Below are 22,645 nucleotides of genomic sequence, written 5' to 3' on the forward strand. Positions count from 1 at the left end.
ATCCGGTGCCAGCCGCCGGCTAGGTTTCTTAAGACTCCCAAGGAGGTTACACTATGGACCCTTCAAACCCACATATCGAGAAAGCCGAAAGGTACGGTGCGAGAAACTACCACCCGCTACCCATTGTCATTGCCAAAGCTGCAGGCATCCATGTGACGGATTCGGACGGCAAGCGGTACATCGATATGTTAAGCGCCTACTCGGCGCTGAATGCAGGTCATTGTCATCCCCGAATAATCGGCGCTTTAAAGGAACAAGCAGATAAGGTGACACTGACTTCGCGCGCATTCCATCATGATCAACTGGGCGAGTTTTACGAGAAGCTGTCTGCTTTCACCCACAAAGACATGATCCTTCCCATGAATACGGGGGCCGAGGCTGTTGAGACGGCGCTCAAGGCAGCACGCCGCTATGCTTACCGGAAGAAAGGCATACTGGCCAATCAGGCTGAAATCATCGTCTGCGAAGGTAATTTTCACGGCCGCACGATCACCGTTACCTCCTTCTCCTCATCCAGCGAATATCGGGAAGACTTCGGCCCGTTCACGCCGGGCTTCAAAGTCATCCCCTATGGTGACCTGGAAGCGCTGAAGCAGGCCATCTCACCGAATACGGCCGCCTTTCTTGTAGAGCCGATCCAGGGAGAATCCGGTATCGTCATCCCTCCTGACGGATACCTTAGCGGCGCAATGGAGCTGTGCAAGCAGCATCGCGTTCTTCTGCTCGCGGACGAAATCCAGACCGGCTTCGGCAGGACAGGAAAACGTTTTGCCTGCGACTGGGAGGATGTTGTGCCAGATATGTACATCCTTGGAAAAGCGCTGGGCGGCGGCGTTTTCCCAGTCTCTGCCGTGGCGGCGGACGCCGATATTCTCGGTGTATTCGAGCCGGGGTCCCACGGCTCCACCTTCGGCGGGAATCCGCTCGGCTGCGCGGTGGCCATCGCCTCCATGGATGTATTCCTAGAGGAAGGGCTGGAAGGCAACTCTGAAGAACTCGGCGAATATTTTCTTCAGCAGCTTCGATCCATCCGGCATCCCGATATTCAGGAGGTGCGCGGCAGGGGCCTATTCATCGGCATGGAACTGAAGGTACCAGCCAGAACCTACTGCGAGAAACTAAAGGATCTCGGTTTGCTCTGCAAAGAAACTCATGAATCCATTATCCGCTTCGCCCCTCCGCTCATCATCACCCAAGCGGAACTGGAACAGGCCGTTGGGATCGTAAGGCAGGCGTTTGCGTGACGATCCGCTGCCGTGCTTGCACAAAAAAACAGTTTGTTCACCCCCTGGCTCCAAGGAAACGGGTGCGGCAAACTGTTTTTCCGGTTCCTCTCTCACTCAAGCTTTGCAGCTTATCCTGATACTGCGATTCACCGTGCCACTTTCATCAAAGGGCCTGAGCACAGTTATTTAATCGACTTCTCTCTCATTCTTCTTGATAGAAGCAGCACCTGAGAGACAACAGCTAGCACGGGCAGTTCGATCAGCGGTCCGATAACCAGAGCAAGGGCAATGACCGGCTGTTCCGGAAAGGCCGTCACGGCGATCGCGAGAGCTACCGGGGAGTTCCGGGCAATGATTGTTAAACGGAGGCTAACCGAATCCTCGTAGGAGAAACGCAGCACTCTGCCCACTACGCTGCCCAGCATGTAATTCATCATAAAATAAATCAGGATCGGAACAATGAGAATATAAATCATGTCCATATGGTTCAATAAGTATGACCCTTGAGACGCAAACATCGCGACAATGGCAAGACATAGAAAGACAATCTGTGCCCGGCCAAAAAATGGCATCACCTTGTGCTCCAGCACCTCTTTCTTCGCTCTCAGCAAGAAACGGGTGAGATGTGCAAGAGTGAACGGAACTACAAGCACAAGCAGCACGCTTTCGATCAGTGTTCCCATCGATATCGTTTCGATCGTGCCGGAGAACAAGAGCAAATATAGCGGAAGCAGCAGCACCTGGAGGATCAGATTAATGGGCAGCACCGATGTTGACAAGGGCACGTTCCCCTTGGCAATCGAGGTAAACACCAAATACCAGTCGGTACATGGGGTCACCATCAGCATAATGAATCCGATCCAAAGCGCCGGGTGATCCGATAGAAAGACAGCGCCGAGTCCCCAAGCAAGCAGCGGCGTCCAGATAAAATTAATGACGGTGCTCGCCCCCAGAAACTTGATGTTCTTGAACGCCTCTCTTAACTGCTGCAGCGGTATCGTCAAGAACAATCCATACAACATCAGCAGCAAAAGAGGAACGATCCCGTAGTCTGCATATTCCGCAACAACCGGAAGCTGCCCCAATAACAGCCCGATCGCCACCGCGCCCATGATGATCAAAGTTTGAAGTTTCTCTATAAGTCCCATCCCGCACCCCTTACCATTTAAATTATGGACAAAATGAAGTAATGACCGAAAAATCATATAACGGAATCATACCGCATTTTTTGTATAATGGATTGTATAATATTACCTTCTCCGCTCATTTCAACGTTTTACGGGTAATCATTCTCAGCAATATTTTGTCAGGGCAAATTATAAGTTTTAGGAGGTTCATATATGAGAATAGCCATTTGCGGAGGCACCGGTTTCATTGGGCAGGCATTGTGCTCGCGTTGGCAGCGCGAAGGACATGACGTTATCATCGTCACCAGATCGAAGCCGGACATTCCTCCCCATCGCCAACAAGACGGGCCTATATCCTATCTGACCTGGGATGAGATGAAGTCCCATCCCGAGCGGTTTGAGGATTTGGATGCCCTCGTTAACCTTGCAGGCTCTTCCCTTAGTCAGCGCTGGACGCAAGCAGGCAAGCAGAGAATCCTTCAGTCAAGACAACGAACTGTCTCCTCCGTAGCCGAACTGATGGACCGCCTGGAGCATAAACCTCCGGTCGTAATTCAAGCTTCGGCGATGGCCATTTACGGCACATCCGCGTTTGAAACGTTTGATGAGGAAAGCCCTGCCACGGTTATGGACTTCCCTTCCGAGGTTGTGTTGCAATGGGAGCAAGCGGCCGACCGCATCCCGGTTGACCGCTTGATCAAGCTGCGCATCAGCGTTGTTCTGGGCGGAAATGGCGGAGCCCTACCCAAAATGCTGCTGCCCTATAAACTAGGCGTAGGCGGCAAGATCGGCAGCGGCAAGCAATGGCTCTCCTGGATACATATCGATGATATCGTGGATTTGATCGATTATTGCATCCGGCACGAGGACATATCCGGAGCCGTGAATGCGGCTTCCCCGCATGCGGTCACGAACGATGAATTCGGCAGGAGCATCGCCAAGGTCTACCACCGTCCGCACTGGCTCCCCCTGCCTGCTTTCATGCTCCAAGCCATCCTTGGTGAAATGTCGCTCATTCTGCTAAAGGGGCAGCGAATCCTTCCGGCCAAAGCGCTGCGTCATGGCTTCCAGTTTCGATACCCGGAAGTGACGGACGCACTGCAGCAGATCAAAGAAAGCTGAACCTTACCGTCATATGCAAAAAAACAATCCCTCTCTTGATATAGAGAACGATTGTTTTCTTTTTTCCATAAAACTTCTATTGTACGGGGGCCAGCTCGCTTTCTGTCACCCACTTATGGTTCTTGACTTCTTCGCCGGTTGTTGTCGTGAAATCCACCATATAGACCGTCGTTTGTTCGGCCGAATCGATAACGGCAGTGGCTCCTTTCATTCCCTCCATATGATCCGCATTCACAACGACTTCTGTTCCGGGTTTCAAGGGTTCCTTCCCGGTATCCTTCAGCTCCTCATGAATCACCCATTTATGATCCTTTACTTCGGGTCCGCCGCTCGTCGGCGTATACGATATCGTGTACACCGTCGTATCGTACGCCCCGACGATCGTTGCCTTTGCCCCCTTCATTCCGGGCATGTGATCAGATTCAATGACCGCTTGGGTGCCCACCGCATAGGTTGGATTCTCTGCCGACTTCAACCCTTCCGGAACCTCACCCGAGCCGGAATGGTTCATGCTGCCATGATCCATGTCATCCATGTTCCCAGTGGCCTCCGTGTTTTCCTTGTTATCGGGGTTTGCGCTCTTCGTATTTCCGCAGGCTCCCAGTATGAGAATGAGAGATGCTAACGCAACCAGAATAAGCGGCTTCCATCGTTTCTTGGCTGACATATAATGAACTCCTCTCTTATATTGAATGTTCATAGCATAGCAACTACTTATGAAGAACTTGTGTAGCTGTCCATGCATTACATCACTATACCCATTTTTTCAATAAACTTATCTATGATATACAATAGAGAAGGATCATAAGTCCCATTTAACCCTATATTCTTGGCACAGATATCTGCCAATTTTGAGAAGGAGCTCCATCTCCCATGCAAATCGATGACGAAACTTTCATCCCGTTATTTAAACGGGCCAATTCCATATTAAACCGAACCTTAAACCGTGTTGATCAGCAGGAACTGAGCATCCGGATCCACTACTGGGGATTTATGCCGCGCCACTACGACAATACAGAGCATAAACATTCTTTTTTTGAAGCCTGTTACGTGTTGACAGGCTGCGGCTCCTATATCGAAAACGAAACAGAGTTCCATCTTCATCCAGGCACCCTGTTTCTCTCAAGGCCGGGGGTCCAGCACCAAATTAAGAGCAGGGAAGGCTTGGCCTTATGTTATGTTGCCTTTGAGCTGGATGAATCGGCAAACAACGATCTCCATACGGCTGCTTTCCGAAGGTTAGCCAGCCAAGGCATTCCGGTGCTTCAGGAAGGTGCCGGGCAAGCGCCCGGACTCTTGTGGCTTTCGCTGTTATCCGTGTTTCAGTCGGGCTCTGGCGGTAAGCAGCACCCGCCGCATATGCTGAACAGCATGGCTATTTCACTCATATTATCGATTCTGGCTGCCCACGGCCCCGGTCTCTACCAAGAACCTTCCGAAGTTGAAGCAAACGAAGAAGGAGCTTCGATGTTTCATCAGGCCGAATTGTTTATCAAGGATAATCTGGGCGAGTCGCTCTCGCTGGAGCGGGTGGCTGGCCATCTTCACGTTACGACCCGTCATTTGACAAGACTGTTCCGGAAATACGGACATCAATCCTTTGTTCATTATGTGCAGGAGCAGCGCGTGCAGCAGGCTAAACACCTGCTTCTGAATACAGACCGGCAGATCAAAGAGATTGCCGTCTCTTGCGGATTCGAGTCCGTGCACTACTTCACCCGGGTGTTTACGTCCAAGCTTGGCGTAACTCCGGCCCGCTTCCGGCGCTCGCAGTTTTCGGAAGGTCGTTACGACTCCGAGCTTTAGCGGCTAAAGACGTCGATGTCCTGATCGTACAAAAACACTTCCTCTTTTTATAAAGACGGATCCTCCCTTGCCTTCTACAATGAAGTCGTAACAGACATTCCGGAAGGGAGGATCCATCTATCCATGAAACCTGCAACGGCCTTTCAATCACACCCGATCAACCACTTGGACTTTCGAAGCGGACCCCAATTCATGAGGAATGGGATCGACTCATGGTGCTCTTTAATCCTATCGACCTACAAACAAAAATCCCAGCATGAAGCACAAGAAAAGCGCAGTATCTTCATTACGCTTGACGGAACACACGGCGCGGATTTCGGTAAACTGCTGGCAAAGCTTCAGCAAACTTGTGAGCAAGAAGGGATCACCTTCTCATGCGATTCCACGTCCGATTACGTCAAACCCGAAGCCGAACTCCGGGCCGAGATGGCTCCTTATCTGACTGATAACCGGGCATTCGGCTATAAAGCAACCGATGTCCGCCCCATCCAATATTTTCAGCAGGACGCACGGCTTACTTTGAAAAAGAGCTCCCTTGAATTTGAATCAATGTGCGGCATATACGTACTGCACGGGCCCGGCGCTTCGCTGCTTGAAGGCCGGACCCCTGACCTTCGCTTCTACGCCGATTATTCCCGCGAAAACCAGCAGCGGCGCCATGCCCAGCATATGGGCAGCTTCGGCTTGGGCGTCTCCCACGACAAGGTTGAGACTTACAAGAATTGTTTATTTCTCGAATGGCCCGTCTGGGAGACTTATCGTCGTGACTGGTTAGCCCATTATACCTATACCGATCACTCGGACAATAAAGCGTTCTACATGGACTTCAATCGTCCGGAAGAGCCGGTGTGGCTCCCGGCAGCAGCCTTGGCAAACGTACTGCATAAAGCCAGTCAGCAGCCATTTCGGGTCAAGCCGTTTTTTGCCCCGGGAATATGGGGTGGTCAATACCTTAAGGAATTATGCGGCCTTCCCGACGAATGGCCGAACTGCGCCTGGAGCTTTGAGCCTATCGCTCCCGAGAATACGCTTCTGCTGCGCGTGCAGGGCATCACCTTCGAGATTCCGTTCACATTGCTGATGGAGGCAGCGCCTCAAGAGATCATGGGAACGCGTAATGTCCGGCTGTTCGGCGATTATTTCCCGATCCGGTTTGATTATCTGGATACGATGCAGGGCGGCGAGCTATCGCTGCAGGTGCATCCGCTGCAAGAATATGCCGAGTCGCGGTTCAATGAACATATGACGCAGCAAGAGTCGTACTACATCATGCGGAATGCCCCGGGAGCCAAGGTGTATCTCGGGCTGAAGGAAGGAATCAGCGGCGGACGGCTGCTTGAAGCAGTGGAAGATGCCCAGCTTCGGGAAGAGCCGCTTCAGCTCTCCGACTACGTTAACGAGTACGATTCGCAAACAGGGGATCTTTATCTCATTCCACCAGGCACGGTCCACTGCTCTGGCAGGGATAATCTGGTGCTGGAAATCTCCTCAACCACCTGGTGGTTCACGTTCAAGATCTACGATTACTTACGGATGGACGCGGATGGCAAGCCGCGCCCGATGAACCCTGAGCATGCACGCCACAATATCCATGACGCCATGAATACGTCAGCGGTAGAAAGCGGACTTATCGCCCGGCCAACCGTCATAAGCCGTCAAGGCAGCAGTTCGGAGGAACTGCTCGGTCAACGGGATGATCTGCTATTCCAGGTCTGCAGGCTGACCCTGCATGAAACATGGAATGCGGACACACAAGGAGAATTCGTCATGTACAATCTCGTGGAAGGGGAACGTGTCCGCCTTGTTCCGGCAGCAGACGAGAGTGCGGCGGTTGAATGGGGTTATGCGGAATCCTACATCGTCCCGGCATGTGTGGGAGAATACCGTCTGGAGAACCTGTCCGGCTCCCCGTGCACCTTGATCGCCGCCCGAGTCAATCCGGAGTGGAATCTTCCGCTTCTTCCGCCTCACTGGGCAACCGAAAGCGGGGAGTTTCAATGAGCCGCAATGATAGCAGCGATCCAGAAAGCGTGCCTTCCCCTGCCCCTATTACGATCGCGCTCGATGCTGGCGGCACCGCGTTGAAGGGAGCGCTCATCGTGAACGGGCAGCTAATCCCCGGCTCTTTCCTAACCCGGCCTTCAGAATCCCAAGGAGCCGCGGCGGATACAATCGCCAGCTTTGCTCAAGCCTGTCATGATCTGATCACCTATTACGCTTCTGCCATCCGGCCATTGGATTATTACGATTCGATCCGAATCGGCTTTGCTTTTCCGGGGCCCTTTGATTATGCAAAAGGCATCGCGCTTCTTCAAGGCATCGGCAAATATGAAACCCTGTTCAAGCTGTCGGTTCGGGATCTGCTCCGTATCGAATTTCAGAGACTCAAGCCATCCTTCCCGGGTGTCACGATGAATCGTCTGACTGCGGCCGATATCCGGTTCGGGAATGACGCCTTCATGTTCGGGCTTGGGGCCTCCATCCGGTTCCCATCGGAGCGTCTCCTATGTCTTACGCTCGGTACAGGCCTTGGCTCTGCCTTTGTGGAGAATGGTAAGATTGTAGCCGGCAGGCATGGTATCCCAAGCAACGGAATGCTGTTTGCGGAGCCTTACCGGGATCACATCGTGGACAGCTATTTCGGGAGAAGAGGCATTCTGAGCATGGCTTCGGAGCGGGGTCTCCTGGCTGACGGGATCGACGTAGCCGACCTCGCTGAAGCAGCCACGGGCGGTAACGCGCAAGCTCAGGATTTATTCCGGGAATACGGCACCAAGCTAGGAGAGATGCTTCTCCCTTATCTATCCGAGTTCAAACCGAGCCGCCTGGTGCTGGGCGGACAAATCTCGTACAGCTTGCCCCTATGGGAAAGGGATATCCAGCTAGCTTTAGGCAGGCATGCCGTTCGGGTTCACAGTCTCGCAGATGGAACGGCGGCTGTGTTTAACGGCATTGAGAAGTTATTCGGGGATCCGGATCATCATGTTTCCGCTCCCAATTAATTTATAGGAGGTCACCAATATTATGAACCTATCCACGCAAGGCGGTCATCGACCCGCCCGCCCCTGGACGATCTATGTCATCCATCATTCCCACACAGATATCGGCTACACCGAGCGCCAAGAAAGAATTGAGCAATACCATGTGGATTTTATCCGCCAGGCACTAGACATCACGGAAGCCGCACACCGCGGGGAGCGCCCGGAATGGAAAACATTCCGCTGGACCTGCGAGACCTTCTGGGCCGTGGAGAAATTTCTCGAAGCAGCAACTCCGGCAGAGAAAGAAGCTTTTCAACAAGCGGTGAAACGTGGCGATATCGAACTGTCCGGAACCTATCTCAATATGACCGAGCTCCCGGATTTCGACCTCCTTCTGCGGAATCACGGCAAGGCGCAAAGGTTCGCGGAGACCTTCGGACATCGGATCGACAGCGCCATGACCGCCGACATTAACGGGTACAGCTGGGGGTATGCCGAAAGCCTGCTGCAACATAACATCGAGCACCTGTTTTCCTGCATCCATACGCATCACGGCATGTATCCGCTGGGCCGCAAACAAACGCCGTTCTGGTGGGAAAGTCCAAGTGGCGGCAAGCTGCTTGTTTGGAACGGCGAACATTATATGTTCGGCAACGAGCTCGGGTTCTGTCCGGATGCACTGGGTAAATACATCATCAAAGACGAGCTTCAGCATAACCTGATGGAGCCTGAACAACGTCATAACGACATCGCTGCTTTACGGATTAACCGGTATTTATGGAATCTCGAGCAGGAATCCTACCCCTACTCCTTCGTTCCGGTCATGGTCTCAGGCCTAGGCACGGACAATGCATCCCCGAATGCGGATATCGCGGAGTGGATTACGAATTGGAATGAACAATACGGCGACCAAATCACCATTAAGATGGCTACGCTGTCCGAATTTTTTGCAGCATTGAAACAGGAGGACCTGTCCGCGCTTCCGGTACACCGGGGGGATTGGCCGGACTGGTGGACCGATGGGGTGGCTTCAACAGCGATGCATACCCAGATTTACCGGGATGCCCAGCGCACCCTTCGCAAGGTCAAGCGGCTCGATCCGGTCCATGGTGCGGCAAGCCTGACCGAGATCGAGGATGCCTCACAGGCACTGACCATGTACGCGGAGCATACATGGGGCTATCATTCCTCCGTGTATGAGCCATGGCACCCGCAGGTGCAAATGCTGGAGGTGCGGAAGCAAGCCTATGCGGCCGAAGCCAGCAAGCTGGCTTACCGGGCGCTGGATAAAACGCTTGTTGTCCGTCAGGGCGCACTGCTTGCCCCTCATCGTCCCTTGCGCTACGAGGTGATCAACACGGAGCCGGCCGCGGCGACACTGCAGGTCGCCATCCCGCTGGATGGTTGGGAACATGTGATCTTGAAGAAAAAGTTCGAGCTCATCGACGAAACGACCGGGCAGGCGCTACCGTACCAATTGGCACACACGGGGGCGCTTGTCACGCAGCTCTCACTTAAACCGGATGAGTCCCGGATCTTGTACATCCATCCGCACGAAACACCGGATGCACTCTCCGCTTCCGGGAACATGGTGACTGCGCGCAACACCGAACCGATTGCATGCGAAGGAATTGCCGACATCCAAACTCAGCCCATAACTCCATATCCAATCGTTGTGGGCAAGCGTTCGATCGAATCCGAATCCTTCCGGATCGAATGGGAGATGAACGAAGGCATTACGGCATGGATCGATAAGACACGCTCGGCAGACCTGCTGGACGATGCACGCGAGCACGCGCCATTCACCCCCGTGTACGAGGTAACGCCGGCACAGGATGAGCATAATCCGTCCGAAATATGCTCAACCCGCCGCCGCATGGGACGCAACCGGAAGGGCACGAACGTCCAGCGGGATACCGGACGCTTGACCCGAGTCACCGTGCTGGACAACGGACCGCTGTTTGCCCTGGTGGAGCTGGTCTTTGACGTGAAAGGGCTCAGCTACTATGCCCTACACATCAAGATGTATGCGAACCAACCTCGTGTCGAGGTGTCCGTCCGCTTCCACAAGGACAGCGTCTGGCTGCCGGAGAATGTTTACGTGGCTTTGCCATTCACTATGGGCACTGAAGCCGAGCTATATGTAGAAAAAGCCGGCTGTCATGTCCGGCCATGGAAGGATCAGATTCCCGGAACCTGCCTGGATTACACCAGTGTCCAAGAGGGAATATTCTGGCACTCGGCCAAAGAACGGGAAGCGCTCATTCTGTCCATGACAGACACGCCGCTCGTACAGCTGGGAACGCTGGAGCACGCCCCCCGGCTGCTCCACACCATGCAGTCTGCGGACAGCCGTCCTTCCACGTATGCCTGGATATTGACCAACTACTGGGAAACCAACTTCAAGGCGACGCTCGGCGGCTTCTACGAGTTCCGTTATGCGCTAGAGCGGCATCGCCAGCTGGACCCGGAGCAGGCTGTGAAAGCCCTGCACGCTTCAACCGGACAATTCACGGTTCACCGAATCAAATAAGTCATAATGAAAAACAGCTGCCCTGGTTTCAAGGCAGCTGTTCTCATTATGACAGGCAGGATGGCCGTCAAGCCGGCCCCTCTCCCCTTATTATTATTTCCACAGCAAGATTACGTCCATGCCCACATGAATCCGTCACGATCCCAAGCGATCCGACCGCCATGCAGTTTGCGGAATGCCTTCTTCACTTCCTTGGACAGTGAGGCATTACCATTTTCGTTAACGAAAACAAACTCTTCCCCGAAGTTCTCGCGTACATAGCGGATGGCCTCTGTCTGATACAAATTACCCGTAAACCGGATTTCCTCCACCATCCATTCGGCCACCTGCTGCGCTGTATATGTCATATGAACATCGTTCCCTTCTGTATACCTTCACTTATTATAACAGAATGGACGATGGAATCGATTTTTATGAAAACGGCAGACTACATCAAGATCATGGACAGCAATAAAAACTGGACGGAACCCGCAATCTCGATGATTCCGACCTTCATCGGTTTCATTGCTTTTCCGGAATACAGTAACGTCTTCATGAACGGAAATACGAATGGTAGACACATCCACGGATTCCCGAAGATGATCGGCAGAACCAACATGACGGCATGATATATTCTTGCGTATATCGTCCAGCGCCTGTTTTTCCGCTCACGGAAGACCGATTTGACAAAGAACACGGTGCCCGTGAAATATAGGAAATTATACACAATGACGGCGGCAAGCATCGGATCGAAACCACCGCCCCCCAGCATATAAGCTGCGGCGCCTCCGGTACAGAACAGCAGAATCGCGCAAATATCATTTAACAGCGCACGCTCCGCTTTCTGAAGAACATGCCAAACATTCACCATGATTAGGATGAGCAGCACAGGTGCAAACCAGAGCATCGACGGCTTGAAGACAAGCACCGGAATTAGAAAAACAACGGCGATAAGGGCATACACGATCCCCCAGGATATCCAAGTTTTACGTTGGGACGTCTTCTTTAAGGATTGCAGAAACGGATAGGACGCCATGTATAAACATAACCAGGCCAAAAATAGCGGGAGGTGCAGCAGAACCGGCTTGGCTGCCGCCATTCCTATGATATAGGGTACACTGACCATAGCCCAGCCACCATGCTCCCGTGGGATGACAATCCTCGTCTTTTTCATGCGTCTCTCCCTCTCCAATCCATCAACTCATACCCATCATGATTTATATCTTCAGCCATTCGAACAACGGCCAGTCGGTTGATAAGTAATATCGCTGAAGGTACCCACATATTGTACGATGTCACCGGATTCGTCCTTTACCGCGTTAATCGTCAGTAGCTCCAAGTACTCTTCTCCGTCTTTCCGGCGGTTCCAAATCTCCCCCTGCCAGCTCCCGTGTTCCCTGATTTCAGACCACATCGCCTGATAAAACGCCGGTGATTGTCTTCCGGACTTCAATACGCTCGGATTTTTGCCGAGCACTTCCTCCTCCGAATATCCGGTTAACTTCGTGAATGCCGGATTGACGGCATTGATCCTACCGTTCGGATCCGTAACCAAAATCCCCTGGCCGGTGGAGTTAAACACCTCGGATTGCACGGAAAGTTTGTCCTGGTAGTACATCCATACCACAATAACGAAACTGGCAAGCGCAACCTGCGATAAGGCCATGAATCCAATGGAATACTGTCCCGTAGCCGAATGGATGAAGGAAAGCATCAGCGGCGGGAAGAATCCGCCAAGGCCGCCCATCATGGACACAATACCGTTCACAATGCCCGCCTGCTTGTTGAAATAAAGGGGCACGAGTTTGAAAATAACCCCGTTTCCGAGACCGGCACCAACGGCAATGGTTAAGCAACCGGCCGTATACAAACCAATGGACGGAGAGAATGCCAACAGGATGGCCGCAGCCGTGAGCCCTAAGAATACGCCCATTAATAAGAATAGCGGTTTAAATTTATCTGCAAGCCAGCCGCCTACAGGACGTAGTAAAGTGGCTACCAAAATGAACCCTGCCGTCCGCATCCCGGCGTCTACCTTCGCAAGCTCGAAATGGGTAACCAGGAAGTTCGGCAAGTACACCGTAAAGGCTACGAACGAACCGAATGTAATGAAATAAAAAAGAGAGAAAAACCACAGTTTTTCATTTTTATATACACCCTTGATCTGTTCCATAATCGGTGTTTTCACCTTAATTTCTTTACGGTCACCTAAGAGTGCATTTAGCACGGCAAATATCAGCAGCAGAACCAAATACAGCTGGACGGTTTTGGACCATCCGATCTGAGTCGCGATGACCGGTGCAGCAAACGTGGTAATGGCGGTGCCAATATTGCCCATCCCGTAAATCCCATTAACGAGCCCCAGCTTTTCTTTCGCATAGTATTTAGGCAATGAGGTCACACCGACCGAGAACACGGCTCCCCCGATCCCCAGAAACAAGCCACCGATAACCAAATGCGTAAAGGATGAAGCCGAGCTGATAAAATAAACCGGAAACAGCAGCAGGATAAAGCTGACGATAAAAACAATTCGTGCTCCCACGACATTGGCGTAATAGCCAAGCGGAATCCGGAGGACCGAACCCAGCACCACCGGAATTGCCGTCAGAATAGCGAGGCGGTCTGCCGGAATGGAGATATCTTCTCGAATAAACGGCAAGAGCGCGGAGATGATGACCCATACCATAAAGCCAAGCACCAGATTCATTGTTTGCAGCGGAAGCTGCAGCTTTTTGATCATTTCCATCACCTTTTCTAAAGCATAATGAATGGCAATTGATCCCCAGCTCCTATTGTACGTGCACCTATTCACAATGCTAATAGGGAAGTTCCCTGAATCTCTCCGGGGAACTTCCCTATTCCTTAAAGCAACAACCCTTTATTGCGCCCTTTTTATATACGTAAGGACTAAAAATCCAGCAATTTTTTCTTCAATGCATATTCCACTAACTCCGGACGGCTTTTCAAATTCAGCTTGTCCATAATCTTGGCCTTGTGCGCTTCCACCGTCTTGACCGATACAAAAAGTTTTTCCGCAATCTCCTTATTGCCATAACCCTTGGCGATCAGGGGCAGGATCTCAATCTCCCGTTTGGAAAGACTGTTAAACGGATCTTGGTCCGCACTCTCGCTATCTTTCTTAATAAACTCCCGAACCAGGGAAGTAGCCATCTGGGGATGGATATAGGTCCCTCCCTTATGCACCATGCGGATAGCGGAGATTAATTCATCATCTGGTGCATTTTTGAGTACGTAACCTGAAGCACCGTTTTTTAAAACATGAAACAGGTAATCATCATCATCATACATGGTTAGAATCAGAATTTTCGTGTCTGGAAATTCACTGCTGATCTTGCCGGTTGCAATCAGTCCGCTTTCGCCCGGAGGCATGCTTAAATCCATCAACAGCACATTCGGCCGGTGCTTCGCCACCATGGTGTAAGCCTCCATGCCGTCTGCCGCCGTCGCAACGACCTCCATATCTTCCTGGTAATTCAGAATCATGGAAAATCCGCTGCGGACCACGGCATGATCATCCGCAATCACAATTTTCATGTACCCATCACCTCCGGCTTGTCGTCACCATTCGTAAGCGGAATGTTAAGCTGAATCGTTGTACCCTCACCGGGAGCGGACAGCAAAATAAACTGACCACCGACGAGCTCTGCGCGTTCGCGCATCCCGTACAGTCCCAGTCCGGTTCCCTTAGCTTCATCAATGACCCTGTTAAACCCGACTCCACGGTCCCGGACGGTTAACTGAAGGTAGCCATTCACTTCACATAAGCGTACATGTACCTCATCCGTTCCTGAATATTTCATGGCATTCAGCACCGCTTCCTGGCATACCCGGTACACAACTGTTTCAATCTCGCTGCCGTAGCGGGCTGCCGCTAACTCCGCAGAGAATTCAACAAGCACTCCGTAGTTCTTTCCAATCCATTTAAAATGGGAGCGGAATGCAGCCTCAAGCCCCAAATCATCTAATGAAGCCGGTCTGAGTTCAACGGATAAATGCCGGATATCATCCAGAAGCCTGGTTAAAGACACCTCGGTCTGGCGCAGTTTCTTGAGCACATCCTCGCCCACATTCATATATTTAAGGACACGCAGGTCGACCAGTGAGCTCAATAGCTCTTGAGCCACGCTATCATGAAGTTCGCGGGATATCCGCTTGCGCTCGTCCTCCTGTGCCTTGATAACATATTTCAGCATATTCGTCCGCTGCAGCATTTCCTGTGTCTTCTGCTGCTTCGTCAGGTCGAGAAGCATCATCACCCGGATGCCGCGAGCTTCATCGATGATATGGTAACTGGCCGCATAGGGAACGATTCCTTCGCCGCGTGTCTTCAAATAGACTTGGAACGACGAAAACTCGCCATCCGGATAATCCAGATAGCATGTGGAGCAGGTTATGAGATCCTGTTCATCGGTGTACCCTTTGCAGGTTTGGCAGAAGGAACCATCCGCACCAGACTGCATCCTCTCGATCACTTCAATGTCAAGAATGTTCTCTGCGGCTGGATTCATAGCCACCACGCTGCCCTTTTCGTCAATAAAAAAAATGGCTTCCATGCTATTATGATACATATTTCTAAGCAATTCGCTTAAATGCTCATCCGTCATTTGAATCAAGGCCGTGATACCTCCTTGGCATAAAAAGCACCAAATTCCGTTCCTATTCCTTCCTGAAACGATTCAAAGGACTTTGGATCCAGCACGTTTTCCTTGCGATATCCCACAAGTAAAACACCCCTGACGCGAGAGCCTTCCCACAGTGGTACTGCACCAAGGCTTTTCAACTGCTCGGCAACAATAATTGGATAATTATACAAGTCCCTTGATTCAATATCAGCATTCACGTTTTGAATCAGCATCGGCTTTCCTGTCTTAAACACCATGCCGGCGATGCCTTTGCCGGAATGTAAAACGATGCGCTTATATCTCTCATTTATATTTCCCGAGGCATACTGCCAGGTCAATACAAATCGGTCTTCAGCCGGCTGCACCAATGCCATGGACACGAAATCGAATTGAAACCGGGCACGAAGCTTATCCATTTCACTTTGGTAGTTAAAGATCGGCTGATTCTTCATTTCCATTACTCCTCTGACGTAGAAAAGAAGGCCAAAAAAGCCTTCTTCCGCTCTACGATTCAAATTTACGGTGCTTTCTATACAGGATATATCTTCTACCCACATAATTCAACGGAACACTCCACACATGCACCAATCGGGTAAACGGCCATAAGCCAAAAATGCCAAATCCGGCCAAAATGTGAATTTTAAACGCCAGCGGCACATTCACCATCAACGAAGCATCTGGACGGAGCATAAACAATCCACGGAACCACACGGATACCGACTCCCGATAATTGAATTCCGGCTGTACCGCGTTCGTAACCAGCGTGCTGTACATCCCCATAAATACGATAAACAGCAGGAGGACATTAACCATCATATCGGAAGCGCTGCTGAGTTTTCGCACATTTCGAATGGTGAACCGCCTGGCAGTTAACAATACCATACCTGCCAGGGTTAGAAAGCCAAATGCGCTTCCGATATACACCGCCCCGATGTGGTACATATGATCACTGATGCCCAGCGACTCCATCCAGGATTGAGGGACGGCCAAGCCTGCGACGTGACCCCCGATAACCGGTATGATGCCTAAATGAAACATGAGACTGCCCAGCTTGAGATGTTTCTTCTCGATAAACTCGCTGGATTTTGCCGTCCAGTTGAATTGGTCTGTACGGTAACGGTAAATATGACCGACAATAAACACAGCAAGGCAGATATAAGGAAAGATGACCCACAGAAACTGATTAACCATGCTCATGATCTGCCGCCTCCTGATTGAAACATGCTTTGAACGTCTCACGCAGACCTTGAATGAGATAAAGATACGGACTCTTATACTTCTCCAAAGCTTTTAGCAGATGATAAGTGCCGTCTTCCATTACAGCCATCATCAAATCCAGGCTCGCTGCCACTTCCTTCTCGCGACCCTGCCAATTCGCCGCATATATAAACTCGCACATCAGCGGAAGATAATCTGATAATTCCGACCCCTCGATGCCCAGGCCAAACATCTCATACGTCTCTTTAAGTTTGGCGAGCATCTGGCCACGTTCCCGGCCATCCTCAAATTTATAAAAGGTCATGTACAATGTAGATTTCGCCTGAAAGTCGAAGGTCTGGACATACAGCTCTTCAATCTCTTCTATGCTGTATTCATGCATGGCCGTCCAGTACGTTCTGACGGATTCATAGGCCGGGTCTGAGGAGCCAAGCGACTCCTCCATGACCGACGGATGGAAATCCAGCTTTTCCGGATACGTGAGCTGCTGAGCGAAAAAACCGAAAACATGTTTATACTCATGCAGCATTCCGAGATTAATCACGCCAGATCCCCCCGTAGAAGTTTTCTTCGTACTGCTCTTTGCCCGTTTTGCCCTGCAGTCCTTCCGGACCGCAGCCGCCGCAGCTTGCGCTAAAGCCTTCGGAGCCCTGTGAACGGTAAACATCCATATGGCTTTCTTTATGTGAGGTCGGGACCACAAACCGGTCATCGTATTTAGCGATGGCGAGCAGCCGATACATCTGCGTCATTTGATGGGCGGTCAACCCAACCCGTTCTAGCCGCGTCTCATCAAACTCAGTCCCTGACGATTGCGCGCGCATATAAGAACGCATCATCGCCATTTTTTGGAGGGCTTCCTTCACCGTAACCGTGTCCCCTGCCGTGAGCAGATTCGCGAGATACTGAATCGGTGTACGCATCTCTTCGATCGCCGGGAAAATCATGTCCGGATTCTCGATCGAATCCCTGCCTTCAAAATAGTTCATGATCGGACTGAGCGGTGGTACGTACCAAACCATTGGCAGCGTCCGGTATTCCGGATGGAGCGGAAAGGCCAGCTTGTACTCAATGGCCAGTTTATAAACGGGTGAGTTTTGGGCAGCTTCGATCCATTCTTCGGTTAATCCGTCCTTGCGCGCCTGCTCAATCACTGCCGGATCATGCGGATCCAGGAACAGATCGCACTGGGCCTGATAGAGATCCATCTCATCCGGCGTGGAGGCTGCCTCCTGTACCTTGTCAGCATCGTACAGCAGCACGCCCAAGTATCGGATACGTCCAGTACAGGTTTCGGAGCATACCGTAGGCAGCCCGGCTTCAATTCTCGGAAAACAGAAGGTGCATTTCTCGGCTTTATTCGTTTTCCAGTTGAAATACACCTTTTTGTACGGACAGCCTGTCATGCAGTACCGCCAGCCGCGGCAGGCTTCCTGGTCCACCAGGACGATGCCGTCTTCATCCCGCTTGTACATGGCACCGGAAGGACAGGATGCTACGCAGCTCGGGTTCAGGCAATGCTCGCACAGGCGAGGCAGATACATCATGAATGCCTGCTCAAAGTTGAACTTGATTTCTTCCTCGATCTTTTCAATATTCGGATCCTTCGGGCCGGTCACATGGGCTCCCGCCAGATCGTCTTCCCAGTTCGGACCCCATTCCAGATTCATCGTCTCGCCGGTTACCGCCGATTTCGGACGGGCCACCGGCTGATGCTTCTTCTCTCCGGCATTCGTTAGATGCTCATAGTTATAAGTCCACGGCTCATAGTAATCTTTCATTTCCGGCATATCCGGATTGTAAAAGATTTTGCCGAGCGCGATTTTGGACAGCTTGCTGCCGGATTTCAGCTGCAGCTTTCCCTTTTTCAGTGTCCAGCCTCCCTTGTATTTCTCCTGGTCTTCCCAGCGGATCGGATAGCCTACACCCGGCTTCGTTTCCACGTTGTTGAACCACATATATTCCGCACCCGGACGGTTCGTCCAGGTGCTCTTGCAGGTAACGCTGCACGTATGGCAGCCAATGCATTTATCCAGATTCATGACCATGGCGACTTGTGCCTTAATCTTCAAGCCAATCCACCTCTTTCATTTTGCGGACAGCCACGTACACATCCCGCTGGTTGCCGATCGGTCCGTAGTAGTTAAATCCATAGCTGAGCTGTGCATAGCCCCCAACCATCTGGGTCGGCTTCACATGGATTCTCGTCGGCGCGTTGTGGCTGCCGCCGCGATCCTTCGTAATTTCCGAGCCCGGCACGTTGATGTGTTTATCCTGCGCGTGATACATGTACATCGTGCCTTTCGGCATCCGGTGGCTGACGACGGCGCGGGCGGTGACGACGCCGTTGCGGTTGTATACTTCCAGCCAATCGTTGTCCTGAATGTCGTGAGCCGCTGCATCATCGTTGTTAATCCATACCGTCGGGCCTCCGCGGAACAGTGTCAGCATGTGCAGATTATCCTGATAGGTGCTGTGAATGTTCCATTTGCCATGCGGCGTCAGATATCGGAGCACGAGTGTATCCTTCCCCCCGGTAATCTGCTTGTCGCGCGGTCCGAACACCATTGGCGGAAGTGTCGGTTTATACACCGGCAGCGCCTCTCCAAACTGCAGGAAAATTTCGTGATCGATATAAAAATGCTGTCTGCCGGTCAGCGTACGGAACGGCACGAGCCGTTCAATATTCGTTGTGAACGGGGAATATCTTCTGCCCATTTTGTTCGATCCGCTGAATACCGGCGTCGGAATGACTTCCCGCGGCTGGGCCGTGATGCTCTGGAACGTGATGCGCTCTGCGGCGCGGTCCGCGGAAATGTCTTTCAATTGCACGCCGGTGTCCTGCTCCGCTGATTCCCAGGCTCGCTGCGATACCTTGCCATTCGTGGCCGAAGACAGATTCAAAATGGCATCCGCCGCATTTCGTGCCGTATGAAGTTTGGGCAGGCCATTCTTGATCGTGTCATCGTAATAAGTTCCGTTCAAACGCTTCAGCTCTTCGTACTCGTCGGCGACCGAGAAGCTGACGCCATGCGCTCCGACTTTGCCAGTAGCCAGGTTCGGGCCGAGCGTAATATATTTGTCATGAATTTTAGTATAGTCCCGCTCAACCACTGTCAGATTAGGCATCGTTTTGCCAGGTACGGCCTCAATCTCCCCTTTGCGCCAATCCTTCACTTCACCGTATGGCTGGGCGATCTCACTTATGGAGTCATGAGAGAGCGGTGTGGTGACCAGGTCCTTATATATTCCCGGAAGATGGGTCTTCGCCATGTCTGAGAAGACTTCGGCAATCGTTCGGTATATATCCCAGTCCGACCGGGATTCCCAGAGGGGATCCACTGCCGGATTAAACGGATGCACAAAAGGATGCATATCGGTTGAAGACAAGTCCGTTTTCTCATACCAGGTTGCTGCAGGAAGGACTACATCTGCGTACATCGGAGTTGATGTCATCCGGAAGTCCAAAGCAACAAGCAGATCCAGCTTGCCTTCGACTTCTTCGCGCCAGACCATTTCTTCCGGCTTATCCTCTTCATTCGGCGTCGAGAGCAGGCTGTCAGAAGCGCCCAGTAAATGCTTCATGAAATATTCCTGACCCTTGGCGGAGCTTGAAATCAGATTCGAGCGCCATACGAACAGCGAACGCGGATAGTTTTCCGGCGCACCCGGATCCTCTGCCGCAAACCGGGTCTCTCCAGAGATAATTTGCGCAAGCGTATGCTTCACAATTTCCTCATGGGTGGTTTTCCCCTGCTGCGCTGCTTCCTCCGCAAACTTCAAGCTGTTTTTGTTGAACTGCGGGTAAGATGGAAGCCATCCAAGTCTCGCGGCAAGCACATTGTAATCCGCCGGATGCTGGTAACGGATCTCCCCGCCCGTTGGCGATTTCAGAGAATCGGCTCCCATTTCTTCGTACTTCCATTGGTCGGTCGCAAAATAAAAGAACGATGTCGCGTTTTGCTGACGCGGCGGTCCCTGCCAGTCTTTAGCGAAGGCAACCGTGGACCAGCCCTCGATCGGGCGGCATTTTTCCTGGCCAACGTAATGCGCCCAGCCGCCGCCGTTTACGCCTTGGGACGCCGTTAGAATGACCAGATTCAAAATGGAACGGTAGATCGTGTCACTGTTAAACCAGTGGTTAATCCCGGCGCCCATGATGATCATCGATCGACCGCCGGTTTCCAGCGAATTCTGCGCAAACTCCCGGGCAATCTGAACCACGATGGATGGCTTCACACCCGTGATTTTTTCCTGCCAGGCCGGGGTATAGAAGGAGTCGGCATCCTTGTATCCGTCTGCATCCAGCCCGCTGTCTGCCTGTCCAATGCCATACTGGCTCAGCATCAGATCGTATACCGTTACCACCAGACGCTGCGTCCCGTCCGCCAGCTGAATGGTCTTCGCCGGAATATGGCGTTCGAAGGTGCCATTGGCGTTGTTGTCGAAGAACGGGAAGGAAATCGTCTGCCGCTCCCCACCCTGAGGCTCCACAGACAGCGCCGGCGCAATGACCGAGCCGTCCTCGCGCTCCAGGATCAGGTTCCATTTCTTGTCCTGCTCCCAGCGCTGTCCCATCGTGCCGTTCGGAACCGTGACTTCATTTGTGTTCTCGTCGATAATCACCGGCTTCCACTCGGCATGCTGCGTGGTATCGCCCAGATCGCTTGCCCGCAGGAAGCGTCCCGCCTTGTATCCCCCCTCAAACTCATCCAATAGAATGAGGAAAGGCATATCTGTATATTGTTTTGCATAATTCAGGAACATCGGTTCCTGACGCTCATGATAGAATTCTTTTAAGATAACATGCGTCATGGCCTGTGCAATTGCGGCATCGGTTCCGGGATTCGGAGCCAGCCAGTTGTCCGCGAACTTGACGTTCTCGGCATAGTCCGGCGCGACCGACACAACCTTCGTGCCTTTGTACCGCACCTCCGTCATGAAGTGGGCGTCCGGCGTCCGCGTTAACGGCACGTTCGAGCCCCACATAATAAGGTAACCGGCATTGTACCAATCGCTGGATTCCGGCACATCCGTCTGCTCTCCCCAGATTTGTGGAGATGCCGGCGGCAAGTCCGCATACCAGTCATAGAAGCTGAGCATTTCTCCCCCAAGCAGGGAAATAAATCTGGCCCCTGAAGCATAACTGATCATCGACATGGCCGGAATGGGTGTAAACCCGGCAATCCGGTCTGGCCCGTATTGGCGGATCGTATAAATGAGCTGTGCGGAGATCAGCTTCGTGGCCTCCTGCCAGGACACACGGACATGACCGCCTTTACCCCGCGCTTGTTTATAGGACTTGGACTTCTCCGGATCTTCGACGATGCTGGCCCAAGCGGCGATCGGATCGCTGTGTTGGCTTAAGGCCTCTTTCCACATATGCCATAGCCGGCCGCGCATATAAGGGTATTTCACTCGCAGCGGACTGTATTCATACCAGGAAAATGAAGCTCCACGCGGGCATCCGCGCGGTTCGAATTCCGGCATATCCGGCCCGCAAGAAGGATAATCAATCTGCTGGTTTTCCCAAGTGATGATCCCGTTCTTCACAAAAACCTTCCAGCTGCAGGAGCCTGTGCAGTTCACACCATGCGTCGTCCGTACCACTTTGTCATGCGACCAGCGCTTGCGGTACATATCTTCCCATTCCCTGCTTTTCTCCTCCAGAACGGACCAATTGTCAGAATAGCTTTCCATCCTCTTGAAGAACTTCAGCCCCGACTTTCGTTTCATAGGACAGTTCAACTCCTTCTGCTTGAATGACAATGATTGGGGAATCAATGTGCCGTCCTTCGTATAACTTAATTATGAGTGGCCTCTTCTTTCGTTCCTATTAGGGAAACACCTATATTCCTCCGAGAATTCCCTTGTTGATGGATTGTCGCCCGGACTGCCCCATCGAAAGGAGCGAGTCGTGCACGGAGCGCTTTTTGAACGGAAATCGAGTAGACCCATGCGCAATTGCATGGGCCTCTCACAGATCTGTACGTCAGGCTGTCTAACAATT

At 52.0% G+C, this 22,645-nt stretch carries 18 protein-coding genes; 6 read left to right on the forward strand and 12 right to left on the reverse strand.

The window, feature by feature from the left end:
- Positions 1-53 precede the first annotated feature (53 nt).
- Entirely contained in the window at positions 54-1,244 is a 1,191-nt protein-coding gene (locus tag J7E85_RS06785) for an ornithine--oxo-acid transaminase (RefSeq protein ID WP_215156194.1), read from the forward strand.
- Positions 1,245-1,408: 164 nt separating this feature from the next.
- Here the strand turns inward: J7E85_RS06785 and J7E85_RS06790 are convergent, their stop codons facing one another.
- Positions 1,409-2,374, reverse strand: a complete 966-nt coding sequence (locus J7E85_RS06790; protein ID WP_215156195.1) for an arsenic resistance protein — start codon at positions 2,372-2,374, stop codon at positions 1,409-1,411.
- Positions 2,375-2,566: 192 nt separating this feature from the next.
- Here J7E85_RS06790 and J7E85_RS06795 point away from each other — a divergent pair, with 192 nt between their 5' ends.
- Positions 2,567-3,475: a TIGR01777 family oxidoreductase gene (locus J7E85_RS06795; protein ID WP_215156196.1), complete on the forward strand. Its 909-nt coding sequence runs from the start codon at positions 2,567-2,569 to the stop codon at positions 3,473-3,475.
- Between the two features lie 76 nt (positions 3,476-3,551).
- Here J7E85_RS06795 and J7E85_RS06800 read toward each other — a convergent pair whose 3' ends face one another.
- Entirely contained in the window at positions 3,552-4,142 is a 591-nt protein-coding gene (locus tag J7E85_RS06800) for a YdhK family protein (RefSeq protein ID WP_215156197.1), read from the reverse strand.
- A gap of 206 nt (positions 4,143-4,348) precedes the next feature.
- On the opposite strand from J7E85_RS06800, the gene J7E85_RS06805 reads away from it, so the two are divergent.
- The 4 genes from J7E85_RS06805 (at position 4,349) to J7E85_RS06820 (ending at position 10,795) form a co-directional block, all read left to right on the forward strand.
- Positions 4,349-5,281 (forward strand): helix-turn-helix domain-containing protein, encoded by a 933-nt coding sequence (locus tag J7E85_RS06805; RefSeq protein ID WP_215156198.1) that lies wholly within the window; start codon positions 4,349-4,351, stop codon positions 5,279-5,281.
- Positions 5,282-5,404: 123 nt separating this feature from the next.
- Positions 5,405-7,282, forward strand: a complete 1,878-nt coding sequence (locus tag J7E85_RS06810) for a class I mannose-6-phosphate isomerase (protein WP_215156199.1) — start codon at positions 5,405-5,407, stop codon at positions 7,280-7,282.
- Positions 7,279-8,283 carry an ROK family protein gene (locus J7E85_RS06815; protein ID WP_215156200.1) on the forward strand — a complete coding sequence of 335 codons (1,005 nt, stop codon included), beginning with the start codon at positions 7,279-7,281 and terminating at the stop codon, positions 8,281-8,283. Before J7E85_RS06810 ends, J7E85_RS06815 begins: the two co-directional genes overlap by 4 nt.
- A 22-nt stretch (positions 8,284-8,305) precedes the next feature.
- Positions 8,306-10,795 carry a glycoside hydrolase family 38 N-terminal domain-containing protein gene (locus tag J7E85_RS06820; RefSeq protein ID WP_215156203.1) on the forward strand — a complete coding sequence of 830 codons (2,490 nt, stop codon included), beginning with the start codon at positions 8,306-8,308 and terminating at the stop codon, positions 10,793-10,795.
- Positions 10,796-10,905: 110 nt separating this feature from the next.
- Here J7E85_RS06820 and J7E85_RS06825 read toward each other — a convergent pair whose 3' ends face one another.
- The 10 genes from J7E85_RS06825 to J7E85_RS06870 all read right to left on the reverse strand — a co-directional run bounded on the left by J7E85_RS06825 (position 10,906) and on the right by J7E85_RS06870 (position 22,371).
- Positions 10,906-11,142, reverse strand: a complete 237-nt coding sequence (locus J7E85_RS06825) for a DUF6953 family protein (protein WP_076320777.1) — start codon at positions 11,140-11,142, stop codon at positions 10,906-10,908.
- Positions 11,143-11,222: 80 nt separating this feature from the next.
- Positions 11,223-11,948, reverse strand: coding sequence for a YwiC-like family protein (locus J7E85_RS06830; protein WP_215156205.1), 726 nt, complete (start codon positions 11,946-11,948; stop codon positions 11,223-11,225).
- Positions 11,949-11,999: 51 nt separating this feature from the next.
- Positions 12,000-13,514 (reverse strand): nitrate/nitrite transporter, encoded by a 1,515-nt coding sequence (locus tag J7E85_RS06835; RefSeq protein ID WP_215156258.1) that lies wholly within the window; start codon positions 13,512-13,514, stop codon positions 12,000-12,002.
- Positions 13,515-13,681: 167 nt separating this feature from the next.
- Positions 13,682-14,329 carry a response regulator transcription factor gene (locus J7E85_RS06840; RefSeq protein ID WP_215156207.1) on the reverse strand — a complete coding sequence of 216 codons (648 nt, stop codon included), beginning with the start codon at positions 14,327-14,329 and terminating at the stop codon, positions 13,682-13,684.
- Positions 14,326-15,408, reverse strand: coding sequence for a sensor histidine kinase (locus tag J7E85_RS06845; RefSeq protein WP_215156209.1), 1,083 nt, complete (start codon positions 15,406-15,408; stop codon positions 14,326-14,328). The genes J7E85_RS06840 and J7E85_RS06845 overlap by 4 nt, the downstream gene beginning before the upstream one ends.
- Positions 15,405-15,869, reverse strand: coding sequence for a GAF domain-containing protein (locus J7E85_RS06850; RefSeq protein ID WP_215156211.1), 465 nt, complete (start codon positions 15,867-15,869; stop codon positions 15,405-15,407). Before J7E85_RS06850 ends, J7E85_RS06845 begins: the two co-directional genes overlap by 4 nt.
- Before the next feature lie 52 nt (positions 15,870-15,921).
- The gene (narI, locus tag J7E85_RS06855) at positions 15,922-16,614 is read right to left on the reverse strand and encodes a respiratory nitrate reductase subunit gamma (RefSeq protein WP_215156213.1); all 693 of its coding nucleotides are present in this window, start codon (positions 16,612-16,614) and stop codon (positions 15,922-15,924) included.
- A complete protein-coding gene (gene narJ / locus J7E85_RS06860; RefSeq protein WP_215156222.1) occupies positions 16,601-17,179 on the reverse strand; it encodes a nitrate reductase molybdenum cofactor assembly chaperone in 579 nt (192 codons plus the stop codon). Before narJ ends, narI begins: the two co-directional genes overlap by 14 nt.
- On the reverse strand, positions 17,172-18,707 hold the full coding sequence (gene narH / locus J7E85_RS06865; RefSeq protein ID WP_215156224.1) for a nitrate reductase subunit beta: 1,536 nt from the start codon (positions 18,705-18,707) through the stop codon (positions 17,172-17,174). The genes narJ and narH overlap by 8 nt, the downstream gene beginning before the upstream one ends.
- Positions 18,697-22,371: a nitrate reductase subunit alpha gene (locus tag J7E85_RS06870; protein ID WP_215156226.1), complete on the reverse strand. Its 3,675-nt coding sequence runs from the start codon at positions 22,369-22,371 to the stop codon at positions 18,697-18,699. Before J7E85_RS06870 ends, narH begins: the two co-directional genes overlap by 11 nt.
- Positions 22,372-22,645 lie beyond the last annotated feature (274 nt).

This window comes from Paenibacillus sp. ISL-20 (genome assembly GCF_018613005.1).
Classification (GTDB): Bacteria; Bacillota; Bacilli; order Paenibacillales; family Paenibacillaceae; genus Paenibacillus_AQ.